Origin of the sequence: Rhizobium sp. SL42, assembly GCF_021729845.1 — a bacterium.
Classification (GTDB): domain Bacteria; phylum Pseudomonadota; class Alphaproteobacteria; order Rhizobiales; family Rhizobiaceae; genus Allorhizobium.
On record NZ_CP063398.1, the window covers coordinates 180,511 to 204,993 of the forward strand.

The following is a 24,483-nucleotide window of genomic DNA, read 5'->3' on the forward strand; positions in this document are numbered from 1 at the left end:
AATCCGGCGATTTCCACGGTTCGAAACCCGATACGGCTTTTCGAGTGACCGAAGAGGCGACAAGCCCACGGTCCGACCTTCATAAGAAAAACAACAGGTCTCCTACATGTTTGGCTTTCTCTTGCGGCGGCTTGCCGTCTTGATCCCGACCTTCATCGGCGTATCGATCATAGCCTTCGCCTTCATCCGGCTGCTGCCGGGTGATCCCGTCGCGCTTTTGTCTGGCGAGCGCGTGATGTCGCCTGAGCGACACGCGGAAATCAGCGCAAATCTCGGCCTCGACCGGCCGATAGTCGTGCAGTATTTCGACTATATCAGCGGCGTCCTGACCGGTGATTTCGGCACGTCAATCGTCTCGAAGAGCCCGATCATCGACCAGTTCTTCGCGCTGTTCCCGGCGACCATCGAACTGTCCTTCTGTGCCATCATGATCGCCATCGCGATCGGCGTTCCAGCCGGCATCATTGCTGCAATCAAGCGCGGCTCGGCCTTCGACCAGACGATGATGGGCATTGCGCTCGTCGGCTATTCGATGCCGATCTTCTGGTGGGGCCTGCTGCTGATCATCCTGTTTTCCGGCATCCTGCAGTGGACACCGGTCTCGGGTCGTATCTCGCTGATGTTCTTCTTCCCGCCCGTCACCGGATTCATGCTGATCGACAGCCTGCTGTCGGGTCAAAAGGGTGCCTTCTCATCGGCCCTCAGCCACCTGATCCTGCCGTCGATCGTGCTCGCCACCATTCCGCTTGCCGTCATCGCACGCCAGACCCGATCGGCCATGCTGGAAGTGCTGTCGGAGGACTATATCCGCACGGCCCGCGCCAAGGGCCTTTCGCCGTTCCGGGTGGTCGGCCTGCATGCCCTGCGCAATGCGATGATCCCGGTGATTACCACGATCGGCCTGCAGATCGGCGTCATGCTTGCCGGCGCGATCCTGACCGAAACGATCTTCTCGTGGCCGGGCATCGGCAAATGGATGGTCGACAGCGTATTCCGCCGCGATTATCCCGTCATCCAGGGCGGTTTGCTGCTGATTGCCGGCATCATCATGGTCGTCAACCTGATCGTTGATCTCCTGTATGGCCTGATCAACCCGCGCATCCGCCACTAGAAGGATAAAATCCCATGGCTGAGACCACTCAAAGCCAGCCGGTCACCACAGCGGCGATGCGCCGCCAGATGCTGGCCGAGTTCTGGTTCTACTTTTCCGAAAACCGCGGCGCCGTCATTGGCCTCGTCGTTTTCATCGCCCTTGTGCTGATCGCGGTGTTTGCACCGCTGGTCGCACCGCATTCGCCATTCGAACAGTATCGCGATGCCATTCTCCTGCCGCCCGCCTGGCTTGAAGGCGGCAGTTGGAGCTATCCTCTGGGCACCGATCCGGTCGGCCGCGATATCATGTCGCGCCTGATCTACGGATCGCAATACTCGCTGTTCATCGGTGTGTTCGTCACGACGCTCTCGCTGACTACCGGCATCGCGATCGGCGTGCTGGCCGGCTATTACGGCGGTTGGCTCGACACCACGATCATGCGCCTGATGGACATCATCCTGGCATTTCCGTCGCTGCTTCTGGCACTGGTGCTTGTCGCGATCCTTGGACCGGGCCTGACCAACGGCATGATCGCCATCGCACTGACACTGCAGCCGCATTTCGTCCGCCTGACGCGTGCCGCGGTCATGTCGGAAAAGACCCGTGACTATGTGACGGCCGCCCGGCTGGCCGGGGCAGGGCCGTTCCGCCTGATGTTCCGCACCATCCTGCCGAACTGCATGGCGCCATTGATCGTCCAGGCAACGCTGTCGTTTTCGAACGCCATCCTCGACGCCGCAGCACTCGGCTTCCTCGGCATGGGCGCACAGCCGCCGGCACCCGAATGGGGCACCATGCTGGCAGAAGCCCGAGAGTTCATCCTGCGCGCCTGGTGGGTCGTGACTTTCCCGGGTCTGGCAATCCTGATCACGGTTCTGGCGATCAACCTGATGGGCGACGGCCTGCGCGACGCGCTCGACCCCAAGCTGAAGAGGTCCTGACATGGCACTTCTCGACATTCAAAATCTCACGGTCGAGTTCGAGACCGCTTCGGGCTGGTTCAAGGCCGTCGATGGCGTGTCGCTTTCGGTCAATGCTGGCGAAGTGCTTGCAATCGTTGGCGAAAGTGGCTCCGGCAAGTCCGTTGCCATGCTGGCGGTCATGGGGCTTTTGCCTTGGACAGCCAAGATCACGGCCGATCGCATGCTCTTTCTCGGGCGCGATATACAGGGCATGTCGCCTTCCGATCGCCGCAAGCTGATTGGCAAGGATGTGGCGATGATCTTCCAGGAGCCTGTCGCCAGCCTCAACCCCTGCTTTACCGTCGGCTTCCAGATCGAGGAAGTGCTGAAACTGCATATGGGCATGGGTGCAAAGGAGCGCCGTGCCAGAGCGATCGAGCTGTTCAAGCTCGTCGGCCTGCCGGATCCGGCTGAACGCCTCAATCACTTCCCCCATCAGATGTCGGGCGGCCAGTGCCAGCGCGTGATGATCGCCATGGCGATTGCCTGCAATCCGAAACTGCTGATCGCCGACGAACCGACGACGGCCCTCGATGTGACGATTCAGAAGCAGATCCTTGATCTGCTGATGAAGCTGCAGGTCGAGACCGGCATGGGCCTGATCATGATCACCCATGACATGGCGGTGGTCGCCGAAACCGCCGACCGGGTCATCGTCCAGTACAAGGGCAAGAAGATGGAGGAGGCCGACGTGCTTTCGCTGTTCGAAGCGCCGAAGAACCCCTACACCAAGGCGCTGCTTTCCGCTTTGCCGGAAAATGCCACCGGTGATCGTCTGACGACGGTTTCCGATTTCATGGCAGCAACCCAGACGACGGGAGGTGCAGCATGAGCACTGCAGCCGGCAACACCAGCGGCGTTCCCATGCTGGAAATTCGCGACATCAAGCGCGATTATCACGTGCCGCAGGGCTTCCTGAAGGCCGACAAGACCGTGCATGCGGTCAAGGGCGTATCGTTCAAGCTCGAGACCGGCAAGACGCTGGCTATCGTCGGTGAAAGCGGCTGCGGCAAGTCGACCCTTGCCCGTATCCTTACCTTCATCGATGAGCCTACCGGCGGCGAACTGCTGATCGAAGGCAAGAAGGTCGATACCCGTCCGGGTCACCTGACTGCGGAAATGCGCCAGAAGGTGCAGATCGTCTTCCAGAACCCGTATGGATCGCTCAATCCGCGCCAGAAGATCGGCGACGTTCTCGGCGAACCGCTTTTGATCAACACCAAGATGACCCCCGCAGAACGCCGCGAGCGGGCAACGGAAATGCTGATCAAGGTCGGCCTCGGTCCGGAGCACTACAATCGCTATCCGCACATGTTCTCCGGCGGCCAGCGTCAGCGCATCGCGATTGCCCGTGCATTGATGCTGAACCCGAAGCTTCTGGTCCTCGACGAGCCGGTATCGGCGCTCGACCTGTCCGTCCAGGCACAGGTTCTCAACCTGCTTGCCGATCTGCAGGAAGAGTTCGGCCTGACTTATGTCTTCATCAGCCATGACCTTTCGGTCGTGCGCTACATCGCGGACGAGGTGATGGTCATGTACTACGGCGAGGCCGTCGAATACGGCACGCGTGACGCGGTTTTCTCCAATCCGCAGCACGAGTATACCCGCACATTGTTTGCCGCGACCCCGCGTGCCGATGTGGAATCGATCCGCGCCCGCATGGCAAAACGCGGCAAGCTGGTCAGCGCAGGCTAACTTTTGGACCACTGAAAAGTGCAGGGGAGGGGCGCCGATGGCGCCCTTTTCTATTCCGGCAGATGGCCGTAGGAGATCTTCGGACTGTCGAAGACCATGGTGGATCGGATCGTCTTGATCTCCGCCAGCCGATCGAATTCCTGCCAGATCAGCCGCTTGTAGTCGGCCATGTCGCGCACCGAGATCTTCAGCAGGAAATCGAAATCTCCGGCCACAGCGTGGATCTCCACCACTTCCGGCAAGCGGCCGACCATCTGGATAAATCGATCGCCGACCTGTGGCGTGGTGCGGTCCAGGGTGATTTCGACATAGGCCTGCAGGCCAAGGCCTACCCGGGCCGCATCAATGATTACCGCCTGGCGGATGATGCCGCTGCTGTAGAGACGTGATAACCTGCGCGAGAGCGGTGCCGCGGTGAGACCAACCCGGTCTGCAAGCTCCGCATTGCTCAGGCTCGCATTTTCAAGCAGGCATTCGATAATGCGGCGGTCGATGCGGTCGAGGTCGAATTGAGGGTCGCTGGTCATGAAAACATCATTCCCCATCTTCCGGCAATTTTCTAGCGCAAATGTTACCTCATGCGCAATTCAATACAACTCATATTGGGCGACACTAGAATATTGCGCGCGACTTTGCTCGAACGAATCACTATCATTTGCGTAATCTGTACGCCCCCAGACAAAGGCCTCCCATGTTCGACAAACTCGCCTCCCAACCGAACGATCCGCTGCTCGCCCTGATCGGGCTCTACAACGCCGATACGCGTGCGGATAAAATCGACCTCGGCGTCGGCGTCTACCGCGACGACCTGGGGCGCACGCCGGTGCTGCGAGCCGTCAAGGCCGCCGAAAAGCAGCTGCTCGACACCCAGGAGAGCAAGTCCTATGTGGCGCCGGAAGGCGACCGGGTCTTTCTGGAACTGCTCTGGGATCTGGTTGGCGGAAGCAACACCGGCAAGTTCGCGGCTGGCGTTCAGACACCCGGTGGCTCCGGCGCGCTGCGGCTGGCGTCCGATCTCTTTGCCCGCGCCGGAACCCGCCGTCTCTGGCTTGGCCTGCCAAGCTGGCCGAACCATGCCGGAATATTCGGTGCGACCGGACTTACCGTTGAAACCTATCCGTATTTCGACGTGCCAACGCAATCGGTGCGCTTCGCCAGCATGATGAAGGCGATGACGGGTGCCCAGGCAGGCGATGCCGTGCTGATCCATGCGAGCTGCCACAATCCTACAGGGGCGGGGCTGACGGCTGCGCAGTGGCAGGAGCTGGCGGCCATCATAGCCGAGCGCCGTCTCATACCCCTGATCGATTCTGCTTACCAAGGTTTCGGCACCGGCATCGAGGAGGACGTGGCAGGCCTGCGCCAGGTGATCGAAGCCGCGCCCGAAGCGCTGGTGGCCGTTTCCTGCTCGAAATCCTTCGGCATTTACCGCGAACGCACCGGCGCCATCTTTGCCGTGGCAGAAACACAGGCGGCCGCGGATATCGCCCGGTCAAATCTCGTCACCATGGCCCGCACCAGCTATTCGATGCCGCCGGACCACGGCGCGGCCGTCGTTCGCACCATTCTTGCCTCAGACACGCTGCGTCGTAACTGGGTGGATGAATTGAATGCGATGCGCGACCGCCTGAACGGCCTGCGCCGGGAATTGGCCAATGCCCTGTCCGATGGCTGGCAGCTTGCGCCACAGATTGCCGAACAGCAGGGCATGTTCTCGCTTCTGCCGCTGAGCGAGAGCCAAGTGCTCGACATGCGCAAGGATCACGGCATCTACATGCCGACGTCCGGCCGCATCAACATCGCCGGCCTGAAAAGCGCCGACATCGCCCGCGTTGCCTCTGTCCTCAAGCCATTGCTCGGATAACTGTCCATGACCACCGCAACTGCCAATCCGGTGGCGCCCGCCGAGCGTCACCGGCTCTATGAAGACGTCCTGGCGATGCTGTCCGGCACGCTTTTTGTCTCCCTTGGGACGCTGATCTATACCAAGTCCATGTTGACCGTCGGCTCCACGGCCGGTCTGGCCTTGCTGATGTCCTATGCGTCGGGCTGGGGTTTCGGCCTGATTTTCTTTCTGGTCAATCTGCCGTTCTATATCCTTGCGGTCAAACGCATGGGCTGGGGCTTCACGATCCGCACATTCACCGCCGTTGCGCTGGTTTCGATCCTGTCAAAACTCAACGCGGCGTGGATCGACTTCTCCCATCTGGATCCGCTCTATGCGACGATCATCGGTGGCGGATTGATCGGCACGGGCCTCTTGATGCTGTTTCGCCATCGCACGGGACTGGGTGGCATCAACATCCTCGCTCTCTACCTGCAGGAAAAGCTCGGAATCCGCGCCGGATACGTCCAGCTCGGCGTCGATCTGGCGATCCTTGCAGCTGCCTTTTTCATACTCCCGACAGACCGGCTGGCCTATTCCGTCCTGGGTGCCGCCATCGCGAACCTGATCATCGCCATCAACCACAAGCCTGGCCGCTACATGGGGTTGAGCTGAAAAACGTTCCGGCTGGATAGAGCTGGAACGTCGTCTTCAATCAGGCCAGCGCCGCATCAACGATCACCATCGGGCGACCTTGCGTGCAATTTTCGATCCGAGCATCCACCCGGTAAACGCGGCGAAGCAGGGCAGGGGTGATGACATCGGCCGTCGGCCCATTGGCAACCAGGCGGCCGTCAGCCACGACGAGCGAATGGTCGCAGTAGCGCATGGCATGGTTGAGATCGTGGAGCGCGATCAGGACGGCCATTCCCGTCTCGCGGGCAAGCTGGTGCATATGCTGCAAGACCTCGATCTGCCGGAAGAGATCAAGAGCCGACGTCGGTTCGTCCATCAGCAGAATTTGCGGCTTGCGAACCAGAGCCTGAGCAATGGCGACCAGCTGTCGCTGGCCGCCCGACAATTCGCCCAGATCCCGGAAAGCGAGATCGGTGATGCGAAGGGACGACAGGATACGGTCGATGTCGACCAATTCGTCATCCGCAACCTTCCAGCCGGAGCCCTGTTTTGCGGCAAGAAGAACGCTTTCATAGACAGTCAGCACGGCATTGGCGCCAGTATCCTGTGGCATGTAACAGATCGGCCGAAGGCTTTCCTCGCCGCTGACATGCACAATGCCCTCGCCCTTCAACAGGCCGGCGATGCGCTTGAACAGCGTCGATTTTCCCGCAGCATTCGGCCCGATCACCGCCGTCAGCATGCCGCCGACGATATCGCCGGTGGTGATATCGGTAAAAATCCGGTTGCGACCATAGTGGGCGCCAAGCGCCTCGAGCTTCAGGGCTACCATGCGCGCCTCCGGTGCGTGAAAATCAGCGAAAAGAAGAAGGGTACGCCGACGAGCGCGGTAATCACCCCGATCGGCAAAATGGCGCCCGGGATCAGCATTTTCGAGACGACCGAAGTCACCGACAAGAGCAAGGCGCCGCAGATGATCGAACCCGGAAGGAAGAAACGCTGGTCTTCGCCGACCAGCATGCGGGCGATGTGCGGGCCAACCAGGCCGACGAAGCCGATCGTGCCAACGAATGACACGGGGATTGCCGCCAGAAGGCTCACCAGCATCATCGTCTCTAGGCGCAGAGCCTTGACGTTGACGCCGAAAGACGCGGCCTTGTCGTCGCCGAGGCGCAATGCCGTCAAAGCCCATGCCTTGCTGGCAAAAAGCGGCACGCAAAACACCAGAACGGCAGCGGTCACGCCAACCTTTGCCCATGTCGCCTTGGTGAGTGAACCCATCGTCCAGAAGACAACCGCCGCAAGCGCCTGCTCGGACGCCAGATATTCCAGCAGCGACAGCAGCGCATTGAAGGTAAAGACCAGGGCAATGCCGAGCAGGACGATGGTCTCGACGGTCACGCCACGCAGCGTGGATACGCTGTAGATGAACAGCGAGGCCAGCATCGCCATGAGGAACGCGTTGATCGGCACCATATATTGCACGGCAGCCGGAAAGACGGCGACACCGCCGACCAAGGCCAGCGCCGCGCCAAATCCGGCGGCTGCCGAAATGCCGAGCGTGAACGGGCTCGCCAAGGGATTGGCCAGAATGGTCTGCATCTGCGCGCCGGCAAGAGAGAGACACGCACCAACCGTCACCGCCATCAGCGCGATCGGCATGCGGATATCCCAGATGACGACGCGCAGCTGGTTGTTGGCCTCGCCTGGATACAAGATCGTCGAAACAACCTCTGCCAGCGAGTAACGCGCGGGTCCAAGCGCCATGTCGACGGCAACACTGACGATCAGTGTGACAAACAATGCGCTCAGGATCAGCACGCGCCGCGCGGTCAACGCTCGGTAGCGACCGCGCCCCTCGACCCCGGCTACGTCTTCAGTCACGACGGCCATCCAATGTTATCCTTTTCCAGCAAAGCGAAATCGCCGGGCCTTGAAGCCTGCGGCGAGATTGACTGGTTCCCCTGCGAAGTCGCGAAACACGACGCCGTAAAACGGCAAAAAGGGCAAAAATTGCCCGGTTTTCGCGCCACCCACATCGAGGCCTGTCCAGCAAACGAGGCCGGCGGGTTTCCCCGCCGGCATGATGATCAAAGGCCAGGCTTCAGCGAGGCGAAATAGCCCGGCTGGTAGTCGACCGGCAGGAAGCGATCATGCATTTCCTTAAACGTTGCATCCGCGTCGACATCATTGAACAGGTCGGGATGCAGCCACTTGGCGATCTGCTGCACAGCGACGAACTGGTAAGGGCTGTTGTAGAACTGGTGCCAGATAGCATGGACATTGCCATCCTTGACCGCTTTTACATCGGTAAAGCCGGGGCGCTTCATCAACTCGGCGAGCTTCTGGGCAGCGATCGCCTTGTCGGCGCCCGGACCGACGCCGATCCATTTGCCACCGGGAACATACAGTTCCCAATTGGAACCCGTGACGATCACCTGGTCAGGATTGGATGCGATGATCTGCTCCGGATTGACGGTGCCGAACGTGCCGGGAATGAAGTCCTTGGCCATGTTGATGCCGCCGGCGAGTTCGACCATCTTGCCGAAGTTCTCGTTGCCGAAGGACATGCAGCAATCGTCAGAGTAGCCGCCGGCGCGCTCGATAAACACGACCGGCTTCTTCAGATCGGCAGCCTTGGCAAGCGTGTCCGTAACACGGGCAATCTGCTCGTCATGGAATTTGACGAATTCCTCGGCGCGCTCTTCCTTGCCGAACAGCTTGCCAATGATGCGCATGGAATCGTCGGTATTTTCCATCGGCTTCTCGCGGAAGTCGATATAGACGAGCGGAATACCCACCGCTGCAAGCTTTTCGATGTAACCGCTTTCCTCGGTGGCCGATTTCGCCTCCGTGTTCATGATGATCACGTCAGGCTTGAGGACCACGGCCTGCTCGATGTCGAAAGTTCCATCCTTCATGCCACCGAAGGTCGGGATCTTTTCCATCTCCGGGAACTTCTTGAGATAGATGTTGTAGCCGTCCAGGTCCGCCTTCTTGAAATCATCACGCCAGCCGACGACGCGACCGAACGGCTTTTCGGTGTCCAGCGCTGCGGTAAAGTAGATCTGCCTGCCTTCGCCGAGGATGACGCGCTCGACAGGCACGTTCACTTCAACTTCACGACCCGTGATATCCTTGATCTTCACGGTCTCGCCAGCATAGGCGGCCGTGGAAAAAAGAACGAGCGAAATCGCGGCGGCGGAAGCCACCTTGTCGAGATAAAACACTATCGCGTCTCCTGTTTGGAATTGTGAGGTGATTTATGTTTTTATGACTTTCGCAGTCAACAATTATCTTTTAGAAGTGTTCCAACCTCTCGATCGCTTCCGAAAGATCCAGCCGATGCAAGCTGTTAGCACTCTATCGAATCATGACCTGCGTGACGAAATTAAAGCCTATTGGTCGCTCAGAGCCGAGACTTTTGACACCCAACCCGGTCATGAAATCTTTTCAGAAGACGAACGGGCGGCTTGGCACGCTCTGTTTAGAAAGCATCTTGGCGAAGGGCAGGGGAGGGACGCGCTGGATCTGGCCTGCGGCACCGCAGTCGTATCCCATATCCTCGACGACCTAGGTTTCAAGGTTACCGGTCTCGACTGGGCAGAGCCGATGCTTGAGCGCGCCCGCGCAAAGGCCGCAAAACGTGGCCGGGAGATCCGATTCCTGATGGGCGACGCAGAAAACACCATGGAAGCCGACCAGTCGTATGACGTGATCACCAATCGCCACCTTGTCTGGACACTCGTCGATCCGCTGGCCTGTTTTCGCGAATGGAACCGCGTGCTGAAAAAAGGCGGACGAGTGCTCATTGTCGATGGCGACTTCGTTAATGTCTCACCCCTGACCCGGATGATGAAACGGTTGACCCGATGGGCATCCCGCATTGGCCTGGCCAAGGATGCCATGCATGGCGCGCCGAATTCCGACATGGCGGAAACGCACAATCGCATCCTGTCGCGGGTCCATTTTTCCAACGGCGCCCATGCCGAAGCGGTGGTGGAACTGCTACGCCAAGCGGGGTTCGAAAAGATAACCGTCGATACGGATCTTGGCCCGATCCACCGTGCCCAGCGCAAGAACTTTTCTTTCCTGAAGGGCCTGGAGCGGGCGACCCAGCACCGCTATGCCATCTGCGCGGAGAAATAGGCCGCGACTGCCTCTTGCATCGCATATGCAGAAGTAATACTTTTGTTTCGTTAGGTATTACAGAGGTCGACATGGCGACAACAGTCACATCCAAGGGGCAGGTCACGATCCCCAAACCGGTGCGCGACCTGCTCGGCATCGTGCCGGGCACGGAGGTCGAGTTTCACCGTGCCGAAGATGGCAGCGTGGTGCTGACCCGTGCCGATCGCAAGGTCGGGAGAAGCCGTTTCGGCGCGTTGCGCGGCCATGCCGGCGAAGGCATGAGTACCGACGCGATCATGGCCCTGACGCGAAGCGACGAGGTTTGATCCTCGTCGATACCAATGTTCTGCTCGATCTGGTCACCGACGATCCCGTCTGGGCACCCTGGTCGGTGGACCGGCTGGAGGCTGCCGCCCTTGAAGGACCGCTCCTGATCAATGACGTGGTCTATGCCGAACTTGCCGTGCGCTATGCCAAGATCGAGCGGCTGGACGAATTTGTCGAAGCGGCTGGCCTGATCCATGCTCCGATCACCAAGGCAGCCCTGTTTCTCGCCGGCAAGGTCTTCACTGCCTATCGCAAGGCTGGCGGATCACGCACTGGCGTGCTGCCGGATTTCTTTATCGGAGCGCATGCTGCCGTCGGCGGTTTCCCTGTGCTGACCCGCGACAGCGGTCGCTATCGCAGCTATTTCCCCAAGCTTACACTGATCACACCCGGAACGTGAGCAGCGACGAGGACATATCCTAGCCCAAATAGGTCTTGCGGGTTTGCAGCGTCGCGATCGCGCATAGAATGTCCGGCATTTGGGATATGCCATGCGCGTCCGGGCCTGTACTATCTCTTGCATGATGCGTCGCGCCGATCTTTCCCATGCCACGCAGCAGTTGGAGAAATTCGCGCCCGTGTCCGGCATCGTCCTTGACTCCCAGCCTCTCACCTTCGCTGCCCTCGACGCCATCGGCTCGGGCCGCGTATCCGTCAGCCTCAGCCCCGCCGGCATGGCGCGGGTCCGCAAGGGCCGCGAAGGCGTGGAGACCGCCATCAATCGAGGCGAAACCATCTACGGCGCCAATACCGGCGTCGGCGCGATGAAGGACACCGACTGGAACGAAGACGAGATCGGCACCTTCAATCTCGGTCTGGTGCATGCCCATCATTTCGGCACCGGTGCGCCGTTCCCGGTTCCGACCGTGCGCAAGGCCATCGCCATTCGTATCAACACGGCGCTGACCGGTTATGCCGGATGTTCGCCGGAACTGGTCGAGGCATTTCAAGCCCTGTTGACCAAGGATGTCATCCCGGTCGTGCGCCGGACGGGATCGATCGGCTGCGCCGATATCGGCTTGATGGGCCAGATCGGTTCGGTTCTCACCGGCGTCGGCGAGGTCTACTACCAGGGCCTGCGCCGCAAGACATCGGATGTGTTTCCCGAAGTGGGCATCGTGCCGCTCAGGCTCGCACCGCGCGACGCACTTGCCTCCCTATCCGTCAATGGCGTCGGTTATGCAGCGAGTGCCGTCGCGCTTCGCGATGCCGCAAAGGTCTTGCGGGTGCTGATGGGTACGGCGCTGATGTCGTCGGCAACGCTTGGCGCAGCTCGGGCGCCCTGGCGCTCGGCGATCGCGGTCGGTTGTGCCAGGCAATCCGAGATAGGACGGTGGCTGACCGAAACGTCGGGGAAGTGGGACTGGAAAGATGCGTCGCATGTCCAGGATCCGTTGAGCCTGCGCATGCTGCCGCAGATCTTCGGCGTGGCGGTTGCCGAGATCTCGCGCATCGGCGCTGTCGTCCTCAACGCAACCGGCCGCAGCGATGACAATCCGGTCGTGGTCGATGGCGAGGTCCTGACCTCCGGCGGTTCGCTGCCGCTGGAAGTAGCGATTGCCATTCAGGCCGGACAGTTGATCCTTGCTCACGTCGCACGCAACATCTTCAACCGCTGCGTCTTGCTGGCCAACGGTGGCAGACGTGGCTTGCCGGTCAATCTTGTGCCGTCAGGCGCGGTGGCAACGGGCTTTGGCCCGGCGCTCAAACTGGTCGGCGATCTCTATATCCGTGTCCTGTCGATGACATCCGCTCTATCGCCACAGTCGCTGGTGGTGGCCGACGGCATCGAGGACGAGGCAGCCTTCCTGCCGCTGATCGTCGAGCGGCTCGAGCGACAGGTCGAGGCCCTGAAGCGCATGGCAGCGCTTGAGGCTCTGTTTGCCGCGCAAGGCACGGACATCCTCGGCGACCAACCGGAAGGCGTCGCCGCCTTGCTGCATGAGATCACCCGCAGCCATTCCGCCTTCTATCGCTCAGACAGACCCCTGTCTTCGGAGGTGGAAGCTCTCGAAGAGGATCTTGCCGCCCCCGGCACGCTGTCGCGGCTCGTCGCGGAAGCGCCGCTTCCCGTTTTCGACGGCTTTTTCGCACTTTGATCCGATGACTTGCAATCGGACTCAAGCGGCAGTTCCCTGAGAATATCGAGCGCCACGGCCATGGCCGCATCGGCGGCAGGCGACGGACGACGCACCAGCGTCAGGCGAATGTCATAGAGATCGGGCAGGGGAATGGCGTCCATCTCACCCTCCAGCCCGGCCAGAGCCGAGACCGGCATCACTGTGAGATAGCCATGATCGACCACGAGATTGGCGATGACGGGGATCATGTCGATTTCTGTAACCGACAGACGGTCTCGCTGCTCGCGCGGCAATTCACGGTCGATCAACTGCGTGATCTTCTGCCGCAAGCCGGTGCGTGACGAGGGCGCAGCAATCCGGCGAGCCGCCAGAATTTCAGGCATGTCGGCCAGCGTCCTGCCGGCGAGACTGCCCGCAGGTCCGACCAGCGCCAGCCCGGATTGCCAGACAGGCTGTGCCGTCAGGCCATCCGGGATCTCGTCACAATCGACCAAGACCAGATCGTAGACGCCGGCATTCAAACCGGCCAGCAGTTCATCGGCGCTGGCGGAGGTGACAAAAAGCGGAGCCCGCGCGCGTCGCTTTGGCCAGGCGGCGACCAGTGCTGCGATAATGCGGGCGACCCGGCTGCCGGATCCGAGTGGCGAAACCGCCCCCAGGCGGGTGGTCGCGCCGAGCCGGTGAAAGCGATCTTCCGATCCCTCATTCAGACGGCTCCAGACCTGATCGAGGTCTTCGGTCAGTGCCAGCAGGCGGCGGCCGACATCCGTCAGCACCACTCCCGCCTGACCGCGTTTCATCAGCTCGACAGCCAATTCGGTTTCCAGTCGCCGCATCTGGCGCGTCAATTGCGGCTGGCCCATGCCGATTTCCATCGCAGCCCTGCGGATGCTGCCGGCGCGGGCGATGATCAGGAAGCGCTGCAGCGTGGCGAGCGAGATAGAGAGACGTGTCGCTACGACGAGAAAGGGCAGGGAGGCGGTGAGGGCCGGGGGCGGTGCATCTTCGACGGATGCTGGTCCGGTCGGTTCCCGTCCGAGACCGGCAATCGCCAGAGAGAGTTCCGCGGCGCGTGACAACGACGCTTCCAGTCTTCGCCCCTCCAGCGTCAGGAGGTTGCGACTGCCCGACGTTGCGAACATGGGGGTGGCCACAGCCGCCTGAAAGCGGCCGAGCGCCGCCGAAACACTGGAGACGGGACGCTCCAGGCGGGCAGCGGCCTTGCGCACGCCACCGGCAACAAGAACCTGATGCACCGTCATCAGCGTCGCGATATCCAATCTCTCACCTTTCCAATGTCAGGAGACGGAGCATAACTTGTCCATGAATTGGGATATGCCACAAAACCATGCGCATGCCTAATCTGATTTCCAGAGCCGGATCGACCGGCAAGGGAGATAAGCTGATGGCTGATTTCGATCTGGTGCTGTCGGGCACGGTTGTCCTGCCCGATCGCATCTTGCAAAATGGCTTCGTTGCGGTACGCGACGGCGTTGTGGCGCTGGTCGGCCAGGGTACAGCGCCTGCAGCGCACGACCGCCATCTTCTGCCGGATGCACTGATCTTTCCCGGCGCAATCGATGCGCAGGTGCATTCCCTGTCCCAGAAGGGGCAGGAGGATTTCATCTGGTCGACGCACTCGGCTGCTGCCGGCGGCATCACCACCATTGTCGACATGCCCTATGATGAAGGCCACCTCGTCTGTTCTGCCCAGGCAGTTGCGGAAAAGGTCGCGCATGCCAGCGCGCAGGCACGCGTCGATTTCGCTCTTTATGGCACCATCGATCCTGAGGAAGGGGCCGCCCGCATCGCCGAGCAGGCAGCAGCCGGTGTTGCGGCTTTCAAGTTCTCGACATTCGGAACCGATGCCAAGCGTTTTCCGCGGATCATCACGCCCCTTCTGGCCGAATGTTTTGCCGAGGTCGCCAAGACCGGGCTGACGGCCGGCGTGCACAATGAAAACGAAGAATATGTCCGCTTCGCCATGGATCAGGTGAAGGCGGCCGGCATCACCGACTACACCGCCCATGGCCTGTCGCGCCCGCCGCTGACCGAACTGCTGGCAATGCTGGAGATCTATGAGACCGGCGCCCAGACCGGTTGTCCGGCCCATGTCGTGCATTGCTCGCTGGCCCGCGGCTACGAGATTGCCGCCGGCTACCGCGCCCAGGGATATCAGGCCACGGTCGAATGTCTGATCCACTATCTGACACTCGATGAAGAAGTCGACGCGAAGCGCCTGGGTGGACGGTCGAAATGCAACCCGCCGATCCGGCCGCGTGCCGAAGTCGAGGCGCTCTGGCGCCAAGTGACCGCCGGCAATGTGACATTGCTGGCCACCGATCATGTCAGTTGGTCGCTTGACCGCAAGACCAAGCCGGACATGCTGGCCAATGCTTCCGGTCTGCCGGGATTGGAAATGATGATCCCGCTCTTCGTCAAAGGCGCGCTTGCACGCGGCGTGCCGCTGACCTGGGGGGCAAGGCTGATGGCGGAGAACCCGGCGCGGCATTTCCGCATCGATCACCAGAAAGGGGCATTCGCGATCGGTCGCGATGCCGATATCGCGGTGCTGACCCCGGAGGCCTTCGTTTATGATGCCGCCAAGACCGGCAACAATGTTGCCGGCTGGTCACCCTATGACGGGATGAGCCTGCCATATCGGGTGGCTGCGACCTACAATCGCGGCGAACTCGTCTACGATGGCACCACCGTCATCGGCCAGCCCGGCCGCGGCCGTTTCGTGCGCCCGCCGGCTGCCGTCCCATACAGGGCGCCCGCCGTATGAATCGCCGCAATTTTCCCGTATCGGCTGAGCGAATCGCTGCCGATATCGATGCTCTTGCCGGCCTGACAGAGCCAGGGAGGCCCTATACGCGCCGGGCTTTTACACCCCTGCATCTGGAGGGCCGGTCTTTTCTATTCGACAGGTTCCGCATGGCCGGGCTCGTCCCACATGTCGATGAAGGCGGCAATCTGATTGGACGCCGGACTGGCAAGAACCCGGACCTTGGAACCCTCATGCTCGGCTCCCATTCGGACACGGTGCCGGACGGTGGCCGGTTCGACGGCATCGCCGGGGTGATCGCCGCGCTCGAAGTCGCGCGCACGCTGTTCGAGCAGGGGATCGAACTGGAGCATAACCTGGAGATCGTCGATTTCCTTGCGGAGGAAGTTTCCATCTTCGGCGTATCCTGTATCGGCAGCCGCGCCATGGCCGGCATCCGTCCCGAGGAATGGTTGTCGCGCGAAGTCGATGGCCAGACGCTGGCAGACGGCATTGTCAGGGCCGGCGGTGACCCTACCACCCATTACGCCCGATCCGATATCCGGGCCTTTCTCGAACTGCATATCGAGCAGGGGCCGGTGCTTGAAGCCGAACGCTTGTCGATCGGCGTGGTAACGGCAATTGCCGGCATTACGCGAATCGAAGTCAAGATCGAAGGCCGGGCCGATCACGCCGGCACGACACCGATGGATCGACGGGCGGATGCGCTGGTTGCCGCGTCCCGCTTCGTGCTGGATATCGAGGCATTGGCGAGGACCATGGCAAGCGGAAAGGCGCATTTCGCCGCGACCGTGGGGGAGTTCGCAATGCTCCCCAATGCTGCAAACGTCGTTCCATCACATGTCAGGCTGTTGATCGACATCCGCGCCGAGAGGCCGGCCGATGCAGGCATTTTCGCCAGTGCTCTGCGCAGGACAGCCGCCGAAATCAGCGCAGGGAGCGGGACCGCGATTGCCCTCAATCCGATCTCCGAGGCAGCAGCGGTCCCGATGAACAGCTATCTACAGGATGTATTAGCCGACATCGCAGGCGCGATAGGCGAGGGGCATCGGCGCCTTGCATCCGGAGCCGGCCATGACGCTGCATTTCTTGCCCGGGTAGCACCGGCCGGTATGATCTTCATTCCTTGCCGGGGCGGTCGCAGCCATGCCGCGGAAGAATTCGCCGAAACGGACGACATTGCGCTCGGGGCAAGTGTTCTGCTGGAAACCGTGAAAAGACTGGACAAAGAGATGAGCGCCGAAACGGCCGCAGAAAGGCACTAACATGGGACGCATCCTGACGGAAAAGGACATCGAACCCGCCGTTCGCGGTGGATCCGTCTATGCGGCTGGTGGCGGCGGCTGGGCCGATCACGGGCGCATGCTCGGCCGTGCGGCGGTCAATGCCGGCCAGCCGGAACTGGTCTCGATCGACGAATTGGCAGCATCGGACTGGGTGGCAACGGCTGCGGCCATTGGTGCACCGGCCTCGACGACTCCCTGGGAAATGCGCGGCGTCGATTATATCAAGGCCGTGCAGCTTCTGCAGAAAGCACTTGGCGAGCCGCTCGCCGCCCTGATGGTCGGACAGAACGGCAAATCCTCGACGCTGAATGGATGGCTGCCATCGGCCATCCTGGGGACCAAGGTGCTGGATGCGGTCGGGGACATTCGTGCCCATCCGACCGGCGACATGGGATCCATCGGAATGGCCGGTTCACCGGAGCCGATGATCCAGACCGCGGTCGGCGGCAATCGCGCCGACAATCGCTACATCGAACTGGTAGTGCGCGGCGCCACCGCCAAGGTCTCGCCGGTTCTACGTACAGCCGCCGACCAGTCGGGCGGGTTCATTGCCTCCTGCCGCAATCCGCTGAAGGCGTCCTATGTGCGCGACAATGCCGCGCTCGGCGGGATCAGCATGGCGCTTGCCCTCGGCGAAGCGATGATCGCGGCAGAAGCCAGAGGGCCGCACGCGGTGATCGATGCGATCGTCAACACAACCAATGGCGCAATTCTCGCCGAAGCCGAGGTCACGGCGAAGAACGTCGTCTATACCGCGGAAGCCTTCGACATCGGTACGGTCACGCTCGGCACCGGCGACAAGGCGGTGACCCTGCACATCATGAACGAATACATGGCGGTGGACGACGCCAGCGGAAATCGCATCGCGACCTTCCCGGATGTCATCACCACGCTGTCGGCAGAGGCCGAGGCAATGAGCGTCGGACAGTTGCAGATCGGCATGAAGATCTTCCTGCTGCATGTGCCCAAATCGGTCATTCCGCTCGCCTCCAGCGTCAAGGATCCGGCCGTTTATCCATCCGTCGAAAAAGCCATGGGCATCGAGATCGCCCGCTATGCCCTGAGCTGAAACAGTTTGGACTGACTGAAATACCGACACCCGAACAAGAGAGTGAGAACCATGCCGAAGCCCAATCCGCGCCATCCGAGATTTCCGATCCCCGGCGGGGATGTGCTGCGGGCCAAGGGGTGGCGGCAGGAAGGACTTCTGCGCCTGCTCGAAAACGTGCTGTCGGTCGGCGAAGATCCGGACAATCTTGTCGTCTACGCCGCCCTCGGCAAGGCGGCGCGCAACTGGTCGGCCCATGCTGCCATCGTTGAGACGCTGAAGACGATGGACGAAGACCAGACTTTGATCATCCAGTCGGGCAAGCCGGTCGGTCTGCTGAAAACCCATTCACGCGCACCGCTGGTGCTGATGGCCAATTGCAACATCGTCGGTCAGTGGGCGAAAGCCGAAAACTTCTACGATCTGCAGCGCAAGGGACTGATCTGCTGGGGCGGACTGACCGCTGGTGCATGGCAGTATATCGGCAGCCAGGGCGTGATCCAGGGAACCTATGAAATCTTCATGCGCATCGCCGAGAAGCGCTTTGGCGGCTCGCTGGCCGGACGTTTCATCCTGACGGCAGGGCTGGGCGGCATGGGCGGCGCGCAGCCACTGGCCGGCCGCCTCGCGGGGGCTGCGATCCTGGTGGTCGACATCGACCCCGAACGGGTGAAGAAGCGCAAGGAAATCGGTTTCCTCGACGAAGCGGCAACCTCGCTGGACGATGCCCTTGCGATGATCGAGAGAGCCGTATCCGAGAAGAAGGCGATTTCTGTCGGCCTCGTCGGCAATGCGGCCGAGATCTACACCGCGATCGCCGCCCGTGGCATCACGCCCGACATCGTCTCCGATCAGACCTCGGCGCATGACCTCGTCTATGGATATGTTCCGAACGGCATGACGCTGGAGCAGGCGCGAGCGCTGCGCGAAGACGGGCAGGGCCAGTTGATGGCCGCCAGCCGCGCCTCGATCGTCACACACGTTCGCGCCATGCTCGAGTTCCAGAAAAAGGGCGCAGAGGTCTTCGACAATGGCAACCTGATCCGCACCCAGGCCTTCCAGGGTGGCGTCCAGGATGCGTTCGACATCCCGATCTTCACCGAAGCCTATCTGCGTCCACTGTTCTGCAAGGCAATCGGCCCGTTTCGCTGGATGGCCCTGTCGGGTGAGGAAAGCGATATCGCCACGATCGACGACCTGGTGCTTGAGATGTTCCCCGAAAACCAGATCGTCACCAACTGGATCCGTCTTGCACGAGCGAATGTGCCGTTCGAAGGTCTTCCCGCCCGTATCGCCTGGCTTGGTCACGGCGAACGCACGCGGCTGGCGCTCGCGGTCAACGCCCTCGTTCGAGACGGAAAGCTTGCCGGGCCGATCGCCTTTTCCCGCGATCATCTCGACGCCGGCGCGATGGCGCATCCCAACATCATGACAGAGAAGATGATGGACGGGTCGGATGCGATTGCAGACTGGCCATTGATCAACGCCATGACTTTGGCCTCCTCGATGGCCGATCTGGTGGTGATCCATTCCGGCGGCGGCGGCTATGCAGGCTACATGACCAGTTCCGGCGTCACGCTCGTTGCCGATGGCACGACCGAGGCGGATCTGCGGCTTGATCATGCGATCACCAATGACACATCGCTTGGGATCATCCGCTATGCGGATGCCGGTTATGATGAAGCGCTGGAAGCGGCAGAGGCAAATGCGGTGGGCCATATCCGCACATAATTCAGCTGTTCAGTTTAGCGAAAGCTACTTGAGCTTATATGCCAATCCTCAGTTTGGGAGAATGGCATGACACCAGCACAAGTAGAACGCGTGCAAGACAGCTACAGCTTCATCTTTGCCGTCGGCACGCCGTTTATCCTGTCGTTTTACGACAAGCTCTTCGAAATCGATCCCGATCTCAGGCCTCTGTTTCGGACGGATTTGGCAGCGCAGTCTGAAAAGCTGCTGATGGCCCTGACCTATGTGGTGAAGAACCTGCATGACGCGAACCGGTTTCTTCCGGTCGCAGAAGTCATCGCCAAGCGTCATCTGACCTATGGCGTGAAGCGCGAGGACTACTTCAAGGTCGGGCAAGCCCTCATCCAGTCCCTGGACGAGGCTCTGGACAGGCATTTCACCCCCGAAACGCATCAGGCCTGGCTCGCCGCCTATACGCTTCTGGCCGGCATCATGTGCGATGCGGCCTACGGTGCGAGCGATGACGACAAGCTGCCACCGCCCTGAAGACAAGTGACTTAAAGAGGGAAGGGCGCGCTTCGAAAACACGAATTTTTTGCTGGCGTGAATAAAATACTAGTATATCAATTCTCCAACGCAAACGGCAGAGTGGGAGGCTTGACCGATGGCGGATGCAGAAATTCGCATAAGTCCGGGCAGGGGACGCTCACCGGCACACGTCATTTCGAGAGCGCGCGGTGAACGCGCGGCCAACCAGATACATGCAGCCTTGCGCGATGACATCGTCCAGATGCGCCTGAAGCCGCTCGATGTGCTGAACGAAAAACTGTTGGGAGAACGTTTCGGCGTCAGCCGCACGCCGGTGCGCGAAGCATTGTTGCGACTATCCGACGAAGGACTGGTCGATATCTACCCACAATCCGGCACCTTTGTCGGCCGCATTCCCCGCCGCGCCCTCTTCGAAGCCATCTTGATCCGCAAGGCATTGGAGGCGACGACGGTCACGCTGGCAATTGCCGGCGGGAAAGCAGCGGGCCTTGCCGAAATCGAGGCAATACAAGCCCAGCTGGTCGCCTGCGCCGAAGCCGGGGATATCGTCCGCTTCCACCGCATCGACAGCGAATTTCACCAGCACATTGCCGAACTCGCGGGATATCCCGGCATCTGGACCCTCATCCAGCAGGTTCAAGTCCAGATCGACCGGTATCGCTACATCACCCTGCCGCGCTCGGGCCGGCTGGATGTGGTGATCGATGAACACGCCGCGATCATCGACGGCATGCGGCGAAGGGACGATTGTGCGGCCGTCGCGGCCATGGGAACCCATATCGGCCGAATGCTGGAAGAGCTTGACGATATCCAACATCTCGACCCGGCGATCTTCATCGATGATCGCCAGCCGTGACCACCAAAACGATACGGCCATCTCGGCCAACCAGAGGAGGTTTTGACATGCCCGTTTCCTTCGATCTCACCGGCCGCAGCGCCATCGTCACCGGGGCGAATACCGGCATCGGCCAGGCCCTTGCCGTGGCACTGGCAAGCGCTGGTGCGGCAGTGCTGGGCGTCGGCCGCTCCAGCATGGCGGAAACAGCAAGCCTGATCGAGGGGCAGGGCGGACGTTTCGCGGGCTTTTCCGCCGATCTCGGCACAATCGCGCCGGTCAACAGTATCGTGGACGCAGCACTGGATGCGTTCGGTTCCGTCGATATTCTGATCAACAATGCCGGTATCATCCGTCGGGCCGATGCCATCGACTTTACCGAGGCCGATTGGGACGATGTGATGGATATCAACCTCAAGAGCGCCTTCTTCCTGTCCCAGGCCGTGGCCAAGCGCATGATCCCGCAAGGCCACGGCAAGATCATCAACATTGCATCGATGCTCTCCTTCCAGGGCGGTATCCGCATACCATCCTATACCGCGTCGAAAAGCGGGCTGGCGGGCCTCACCCGGCTCCTTGCCTGCGAGTGGGCCGCCAAGGGCATCAATGTCAACGCGATCGCGCCGGGATACTTCGTCACCAACAATACGACTGCGCTCCGAGAGGACCAGAAACGCTCGGCCGATATCCTTGCGCGTATTCCTGCCGGTCGTTGGGGCGACCCCGCCGAACTCGGCGGCGCAGCGGTGTTTCTTGCCTCCGACGCGGCAGCCTATGTGCATGGCACCGTGCTGCCCGTCGACGGCGGCTGGCTGGCGCGCTGAACGACACAGAAATCAGGGGGCAGAACAATGAAACGTATCGTCTCGATCGGCGAATGCATGGGGGAACTGTCGGAGACCGGCGTGCCCGGCACCTTGTCCATGGGCTTTGCAGGCGACACCCTGAACACCGCCTGGTATCTGCGTCGCATGCTGCCCGGCGACTGGACGGTGGACTATGTCACCGCGGTGGGCACGGACGGGCTATCCAACCGTCTGGTGGAGTACCTCGACAGCGAGCGCATTGGCACGCGCCATATCCAGCGGCTTTCCGACAAGACGATCGGCCTTTATTACATTGAGCTCAAAAATGGCGAGCGCAGCTTCACCTATTGGCGTTCCGACAGTGCAGCCAAGCGATTGGCAGGCGATGTCGAAACACTTGAACAGGCACTCGCGGGCGCATCGATCGCCTATTGGTCAGGCATCACGCTCGCCATCCTCGCACAGGCCGACCGCCAGACATTGATCGACGCCTTGATGCGTTTTGCGGCGCGGGGCGGCAAGGTCATTTTTGACCCCAATCTTCGCCCCCGCCTTTGGGAAAGCGCCGACGCCATGCGGGAATGGATCACGCGCGCAGCCGGTATTGCCGATCTCTGCCTTCCATCGCACGAAGACGAGGCATCCTGGTTTGGAGACCGGGATGCCGAAGCGACCGCGAAACGCTACCGGCAGGCAGGTGCAAAACGCGTCGCGGTAAAGAATGGTCCCGGTGAAATCAGCCTGCTGGATGCCGACGGTCAACTGGCCATCGTGCCGGTCCAACCGGCAGCCATTGTCGTCGACACGACTGCTGCGGGCGACAGCTTCAATGCGGGTTTCATGGCAGCAGAGCTTGCCGGTGGCACAATGGCGCAGGCGGCAAGTGCCGGCGCTGCGCTGGCCGGCAGGGTCATCGGCGCGCGCGGCGCGCTGGTGCCGCAGGCAATCGAGGTTTAGCCTGTCCGACTAGGCACCAAGCTAGCCGCCGGTGACCGTGAAATAGCCCCAGGCGGCGGCGAGTGCCGCAAGCACGCCAACCCATATCAGTGCCTTGCGTGTACCCGGCGTCAGGGACCGTTTCGGCTTCGGCGCCTTGGGTTCCGGCGGGCGCTCGAATTTAATGACATTCGACATGGTATTCTCTCGTTTCTCCGAAGCATGCTTATAGACGCGACGGGTTTCAAAAGTCCTGACATTCCAACATCCAGAACCGACGCCAAGCGATCGGGCGCGCCATCATGCCCCATGCGGCCGAAGCGACGCGCATACGAAGTGATTCGACGCCATTCCAGGCAACGCTGCAACGCCTCAATCGCAAAATTTCTCGCACAGCCGTCGGGGACACTCTGCGTTCACTTGTGACCGACGTTACACGAAGAACACATCGAAAAGATCGATAACCATTCATCTGCAGCCGTGGAATTTTTCAATCATTAATTCGAATGTTCGAAAATTTTTTCTGACTCAGCAAAGGTCTTGATGTGTATATTTGTGCGCGCTAGCGTCCGCAAATGCGGGGAAACCGGGCTTTCGAACCAATGTCTGCTCTGGCTTGCAGATGTCTCAAAGCCAGGGCCTGAGCAGATCATGAAACCAGTGAACTGGAAGAATGCAGGAAAAATCGTCGGTCGGCAGCAAATCGGATACGGAGTTGAGCTCGGAACAGTTCGAGGCCGCCGTGCGCAAAATGTCCGGCATCTCGTCGGCGCATTTTCTCAAACTTGTCGAAGATCGCGGCACGATCGGATTCTGGTCCAGCGACATCGCAACAGGGCAGGGATCCGCAACGCTCGGCCTGCTTCGGCTGCTTGGACTGGAAAACGGCGCGCAATTTCGCATTGCCGATTTTAGCCGCTTTATCCATCCGGACGATCGCGGCTACGGCGAGGACATCTGGACCACGATCCGCCAAGGCATCCCGGTCAACCGGAATTTTCGTATCATCCGCTCTGATCGAACCGTACGATGGGTGGAATTCAAGAGCGAAGTGGTTCTCGACGCACAGCAAAAGCCGTTCAAGGCCATCGGCCTGATCATCGATGTCACCGACCAGCAGGAAGGTCGGCAGGCGCTGGAAGATGCCCTGGACCGGTACCGGGCGCTGGTTGGCTCGCTGGCAACCATGGAATGGCGCTCGTCAGCGGATGGCCATCCGATCTTTTCCCACGGGTGGACAGCTCTCACAGGACAGGTTGAGATGGATGCCGCCAACAACGGCTGGCTCCAGACAATTCATCCCGACGACCGTGAACTGGTAAGCCGCAAATGGCAGGAATCCGTCTCGACGCTCGCGCCTTATGCGCTCAATCACCGGATCCTGTTGATCAATGGCCACTACGAATGGTTTCACGCGCGGGCCGTGCCGATCATAAAGCGGGGCGGACGCAGCCATGAATGGCTTGGCATCATCATGCGCCAGGCGGACCTGAAGCGCGAAGCGCCGATGGCGCCTCCCTCAATGAACATGCTCACGCCCATACAGGTCAGGGCCGCCCGCGCCATGTTGCAATGGACGCTTGACGAGCTGTCTCAGGTCTCCGGCGTTTCCGTATCCTCGATCCGCCGCATCGAAGGCGAGGGGGAGCGGGCAACGAGGCCCGCTTCGCTGCATGCCATTCGCACCGCATTCGAGGAGTATGGCATCCAATTCGCGGTCAATTCCGCCGGCGCCGTCACGGTCACGTTCCTCGGCCAAAAATAGAAACCACCGGCGCCGGTTCGAGTCCGTTCAG

Annotated in this window: 24 protein-coding genes and 1 pseudogene; 19 read left to right on the top strand and 6 right to left on the bottom strand. The window is 60.8% G+C overall.

Translation table 11 applies throughout. From position 1 onward, the window contains the following. Nucleotides 1-106 precede the first annotated feature (106 nt). The 4 genes from IM739_RS19965 to IM739_RS19980 are packed head-to-tail and all read left to right on the top strand — an operon-like array spanning nucleotide 107 to nucleotide 3,750. On the top strand, nucleotides 107-1,111 hold the full coding sequence (locus IM739_RS19965; RefSeq protein ID WP_237371553.1) for an ABC transporter permease subunit: 1,005 nt from the start codon (nucleotides 107-109) through the stop codon (nucleotides 1,109-1,111). A 14-nt stretch (nucleotides 1,112-1,125) separates the two neighbouring features. After that, nucleotides 1,126-2,034 carry an ABC transporter permease subunit gene (locus IM739_RS19970; protein ID WP_237371554.1) on the top strand — a complete coding sequence of 303 codons (909 nt, stop codon included), beginning with the start codon at nucleotides 1,126-1,128 and terminating at the stop codon, nucleotides 2,032-2,034. Between the two features lies 1 nt (nucleotide 2,035). Continuing rightward, nucleotides 2,036-2,887: an ABC transporter ATP-binding protein gene (locus tag IM739_RS19975; RefSeq protein WP_237371555.1), complete on the top strand. Its 852-nt coding sequence runs from the start codon at nucleotides 2,036-2,038 to the stop codon at nucleotides 2,885-2,887. Beyond that, nucleotides 2,884-3,750 (top strand): dipeptide ABC transporter ATP-binding protein, encoded by an 867-nt coding sequence (locus tag IM739_RS19980; RefSeq protein ID WP_237371556.1) that lies wholly within the window; start codon nucleotides 2,884-2,886, stop codon nucleotides 3,748-3,750. The genes IM739_RS19975 and IM739_RS19980 overlap by 4 nt, the downstream gene beginning before the upstream one ends. Before the next feature lie 50 nt (nucleotides 3,751-3,800). Here IM739_RS19980 and IM739_RS19985 read toward each other — a convergent pair whose 3' ends face one another. Beyond that, entirely contained in the window at nucleotides 3,801-4,277 is a 477-nt protein-coding gene (locus IM739_RS19985) for an Lrp/AsnC family transcriptional regulator (RefSeq protein ID WP_237371557.1), read from the bottom strand. Nucleotides 4,278-4,441: 164 nt separating this feature from the next. On the opposite strand from IM739_RS19985, the gene IM739_RS19990 reads away from it, so the two are divergent. Continuing rightward, nucleotides 4,442-5,614 (top strand): amino acid aminotransferase, encoded by a 1,173-nt coding sequence (locus IM739_RS19990; RefSeq protein WP_237371558.1) that lies wholly within the window; start codon nucleotides 4,442-4,444, stop codon nucleotides 5,612-5,614. A 6-nt stretch (nucleotides 5,615-5,620) separates the two neighbouring features. Beyond that, the gene (locus IM739_RS19995) at nucleotides 5,621-6,250 is read left to right on the top strand and encodes a YitT family protein (protein WP_237371559.1); all 630 of its coding nucleotides are present in this window, start codon (nucleotides 5,621-5,623) and stop codon (nucleotides 6,248-6,250) included. Between the two features lie 40 nt (nucleotides 6,251-6,290). Here IM739_RS19995 and IM739_RS20000 read toward each other — a convergent pair whose 3' ends face one another. From IM739_RS20000 to IM739_RS20010, 3 genes are all read right to left on the bottom strand, one after another. Beyond that, complete coding sequence (locus IM739_RS20000; protein WP_237371560.1) at nucleotides 6,291-7,043, bottom strand: ABC transporter ATP-binding protein; 753 nt, start codon at nucleotides 7,041-7,043, stop codon at nucleotides 6,291-6,293. Next, a complete protein-coding gene (locus IM739_RS20005) occupies nucleotides 7,037-8,104 on the bottom strand; it encodes a FecCD family ABC transporter permease (RefSeq protein ID WP_237371561.1) in 1,068 nt (355 codons plus the stop codon). The genes IM739_RS20000 and IM739_RS20005 overlap by 7 nt, the downstream gene beginning before the upstream one ends. A gap of 197 nt (nucleotides 8,105-8,301) precedes the next feature. After that, nucleotides 8,302-9,441, bottom strand: a complete 1,140-nt coding sequence (locus IM739_RS20010) for an ABC transporter substrate-binding protein (RefSeq protein ID WP_237371562.1) — start codon at nucleotides 9,439-9,441, stop codon at nucleotides 8,302-8,304. 115 nt (nucleotides 9,442-9,556) lie between these two features. Here IM739_RS20010 and IM739_RS20015 point away from each other — a divergent pair, with 115 nt between their 5' ends. The 4 genes from IM739_RS20015 (at nucleotide 9,557) to IM739_RS20030 (ending at nucleotide 12,768) form a co-directional block, all read left to right on the top strand. After that, nucleotides 9,557-10,360, top strand: coding sequence for a class I SAM-dependent methyltransferase (locus tag IM739_RS20015; protein WP_237371696.1), 804 nt, complete (start codon nucleotides 9,557-9,559; stop codon nucleotides 10,358-10,360). 71 nt (nucleotides 10,361-10,431) lie between these two features. After that, the gene (locus IM739_RS20020) at nucleotides 10,432-10,668 is read left to right on the top strand and encodes an AbrB/MazE/SpoVT family DNA-binding domain-containing protein (RefSeq protein WP_237371563.1); all 237 of its coding nucleotides are present in this window, start codon (nucleotides 10,432-10,434) and stop codon (nucleotides 10,666-10,668) included. Then, complete coding sequence (locus IM739_RS20025) at nucleotides 10,665-11,069, top strand: type II toxin-antitoxin system VapC family toxin (RefSeq protein ID WP_237371564.1); 405 nt, start codon at nucleotides 10,665-10,667, stop codon at nucleotides 11,067-11,069. The genes IM739_RS20020 and IM739_RS20025 overlap by 4 nt, the downstream gene beginning before the upstream one ends. Nucleotides 11,070-11,193: 124 nt before the next feature. Then, entirely contained in the window at nucleotides 11,194-12,768 is a 1,575-nt protein-coding gene (locus IM739_RS20030; RefSeq protein ID WP_237371697.1) for an aromatic amino acid ammonia-lyase, read from the top strand. 92 nt (nucleotides 12,769-12,860) lie between these two features. On the opposite strand, the pseudogene IM739_RS20035 reads toward IM739_RS20030, so the two are convergent. Further along, a pseudogene (locus IM739_RS20035) lies at nucleotides 12,861-14,012 on the bottom strand (LysR family transcriptional regulator); the annotation flags it as partial. 143 nt (nucleotides 14,013-14,155) lie between these two features. On the opposite strand from IM739_RS20035, the gene IM739_RS20040 reads away from it, so the two are divergent. The 8 genes from IM739_RS20040 to IM739_RS20075 all read left to right on the top strand — a co-directional run bounded on the left by IM739_RS20040 (nucleotide 14,156) and on the right by IM739_RS20075 (nucleotide 22,708). Continuing rightward, nucleotides 14,156-15,538: a dihydroorotase gene (locus tag IM739_RS20040; RefSeq protein WP_237371565.1), complete on the top strand. Its 1,383-nt coding sequence runs from the start codon at nucleotides 14,156-14,158 to the stop codon at nucleotides 15,536-15,538. After that, a complete protein-coding gene (locus tag IM739_RS20045) occupies nucleotides 15,535-16,803 on the top strand; it encodes a Zn-dependent hydrolase (RefSeq protein WP_237371566.1) in 1,269 nt (422 codons plus the stop codon). The genes IM739_RS20040 and IM739_RS20045 overlap by 4 nt, the downstream gene beginning before the upstream one ends. A 1-nt stretch (nucleotide 16,804) precedes the next feature. Beyond that, complete coding sequence (locus IM739_RS20050; protein WP_237371567.1) at nucleotides 16,805-17,893, top strand: DUF917 domain-containing protein; 1,089 nt, start codon at nucleotides 16,805-16,807, stop codon at nucleotides 17,891-17,893. Between the two features lie 51 nt (nucleotides 17,894-17,944). Then, a complete protein-coding gene (locus IM739_RS20055) occupies nucleotides 17,945-19,603 on the top strand; it encodes a urocanate hydratase (RefSeq protein ID WP_237371568.1) in 1,659 nt (552 codons plus the stop codon). Between the two features lie 66 nt (nucleotides 19,604-19,669). Further along, nucleotides 19,670-20,107 (top strand): globin family protein, encoded by a 438-nt coding sequence (locus tag IM739_RS20060; RefSeq protein WP_237371569.1) that lies wholly within the window; start codon nucleotides 19,670-19,672, stop codon nucleotides 20,105-20,107. Between the two features lie 118 nt (nucleotides 20,108-20,225). Beyond that, complete coding sequence (locus IM739_RS20065; RefSeq protein WP_237371570.1) at nucleotides 20,226-20,966, top strand: GntR family transcriptional regulator; 741 nt, start codon at nucleotides 20,226-20,228, stop codon at nucleotides 20,964-20,966. A 47-nt stretch (nucleotides 20,967-21,013) separates the two neighbouring features. Continuing rightward, nucleotides 21,014-21,769 carry a 2-dehydro-3-deoxy-D-gluconate 5-dehydrogenase KduD gene (gene kduD, locus IM739_RS20070; protein WP_237371571.1) on the top strand — a complete coding sequence of 252 codons (756 nt, stop codon included), beginning with the start codon at nucleotides 21,014-21,016 and terminating at the stop codon, nucleotides 21,767-21,769. Between the two features lie 27 nt (nucleotides 21,770-21,796). Further along, nucleotides 21,797-22,708, top strand: coding sequence for a sugar kinase (locus IM739_RS20075; protein ID WP_237371572.1), 912 nt, complete (start codon nucleotides 21,797-21,799; stop codon nucleotides 22,706-22,708). Nucleotides 22,709-22,729: 21 nt separating this feature from the next. On the opposite strand, the gene IM739_RS20080 is transcribed toward IM739_RS20075, so the two are convergent. After that, nucleotides 22,730-22,885, bottom strand: coding sequence for a hypothetical protein (locus tag IM739_RS20080; protein WP_237371573.1), 156 nt, complete (start codon nucleotides 22,883-22,885; stop codon nucleotides 22,730-22,732). Nucleotides 22,886-23,402: 517 nt separating this feature from the next. On the opposite strand from IM739_RS20080, the gene IM739_RS20085 reads away from it, so the two are divergent. Next, complete coding sequence (locus IM739_RS20085; RefSeq protein WP_237371574.1) at nucleotides 23,403-24,452, top strand: PAS domain-containing protein; 1,050 nt, start codon at nucleotides 23,403-23,405, stop codon at nucleotides 24,450-24,452. The last annotated feature ends 31 nt before the right edge of the window (nucleotides 24,453-24,483 follow it).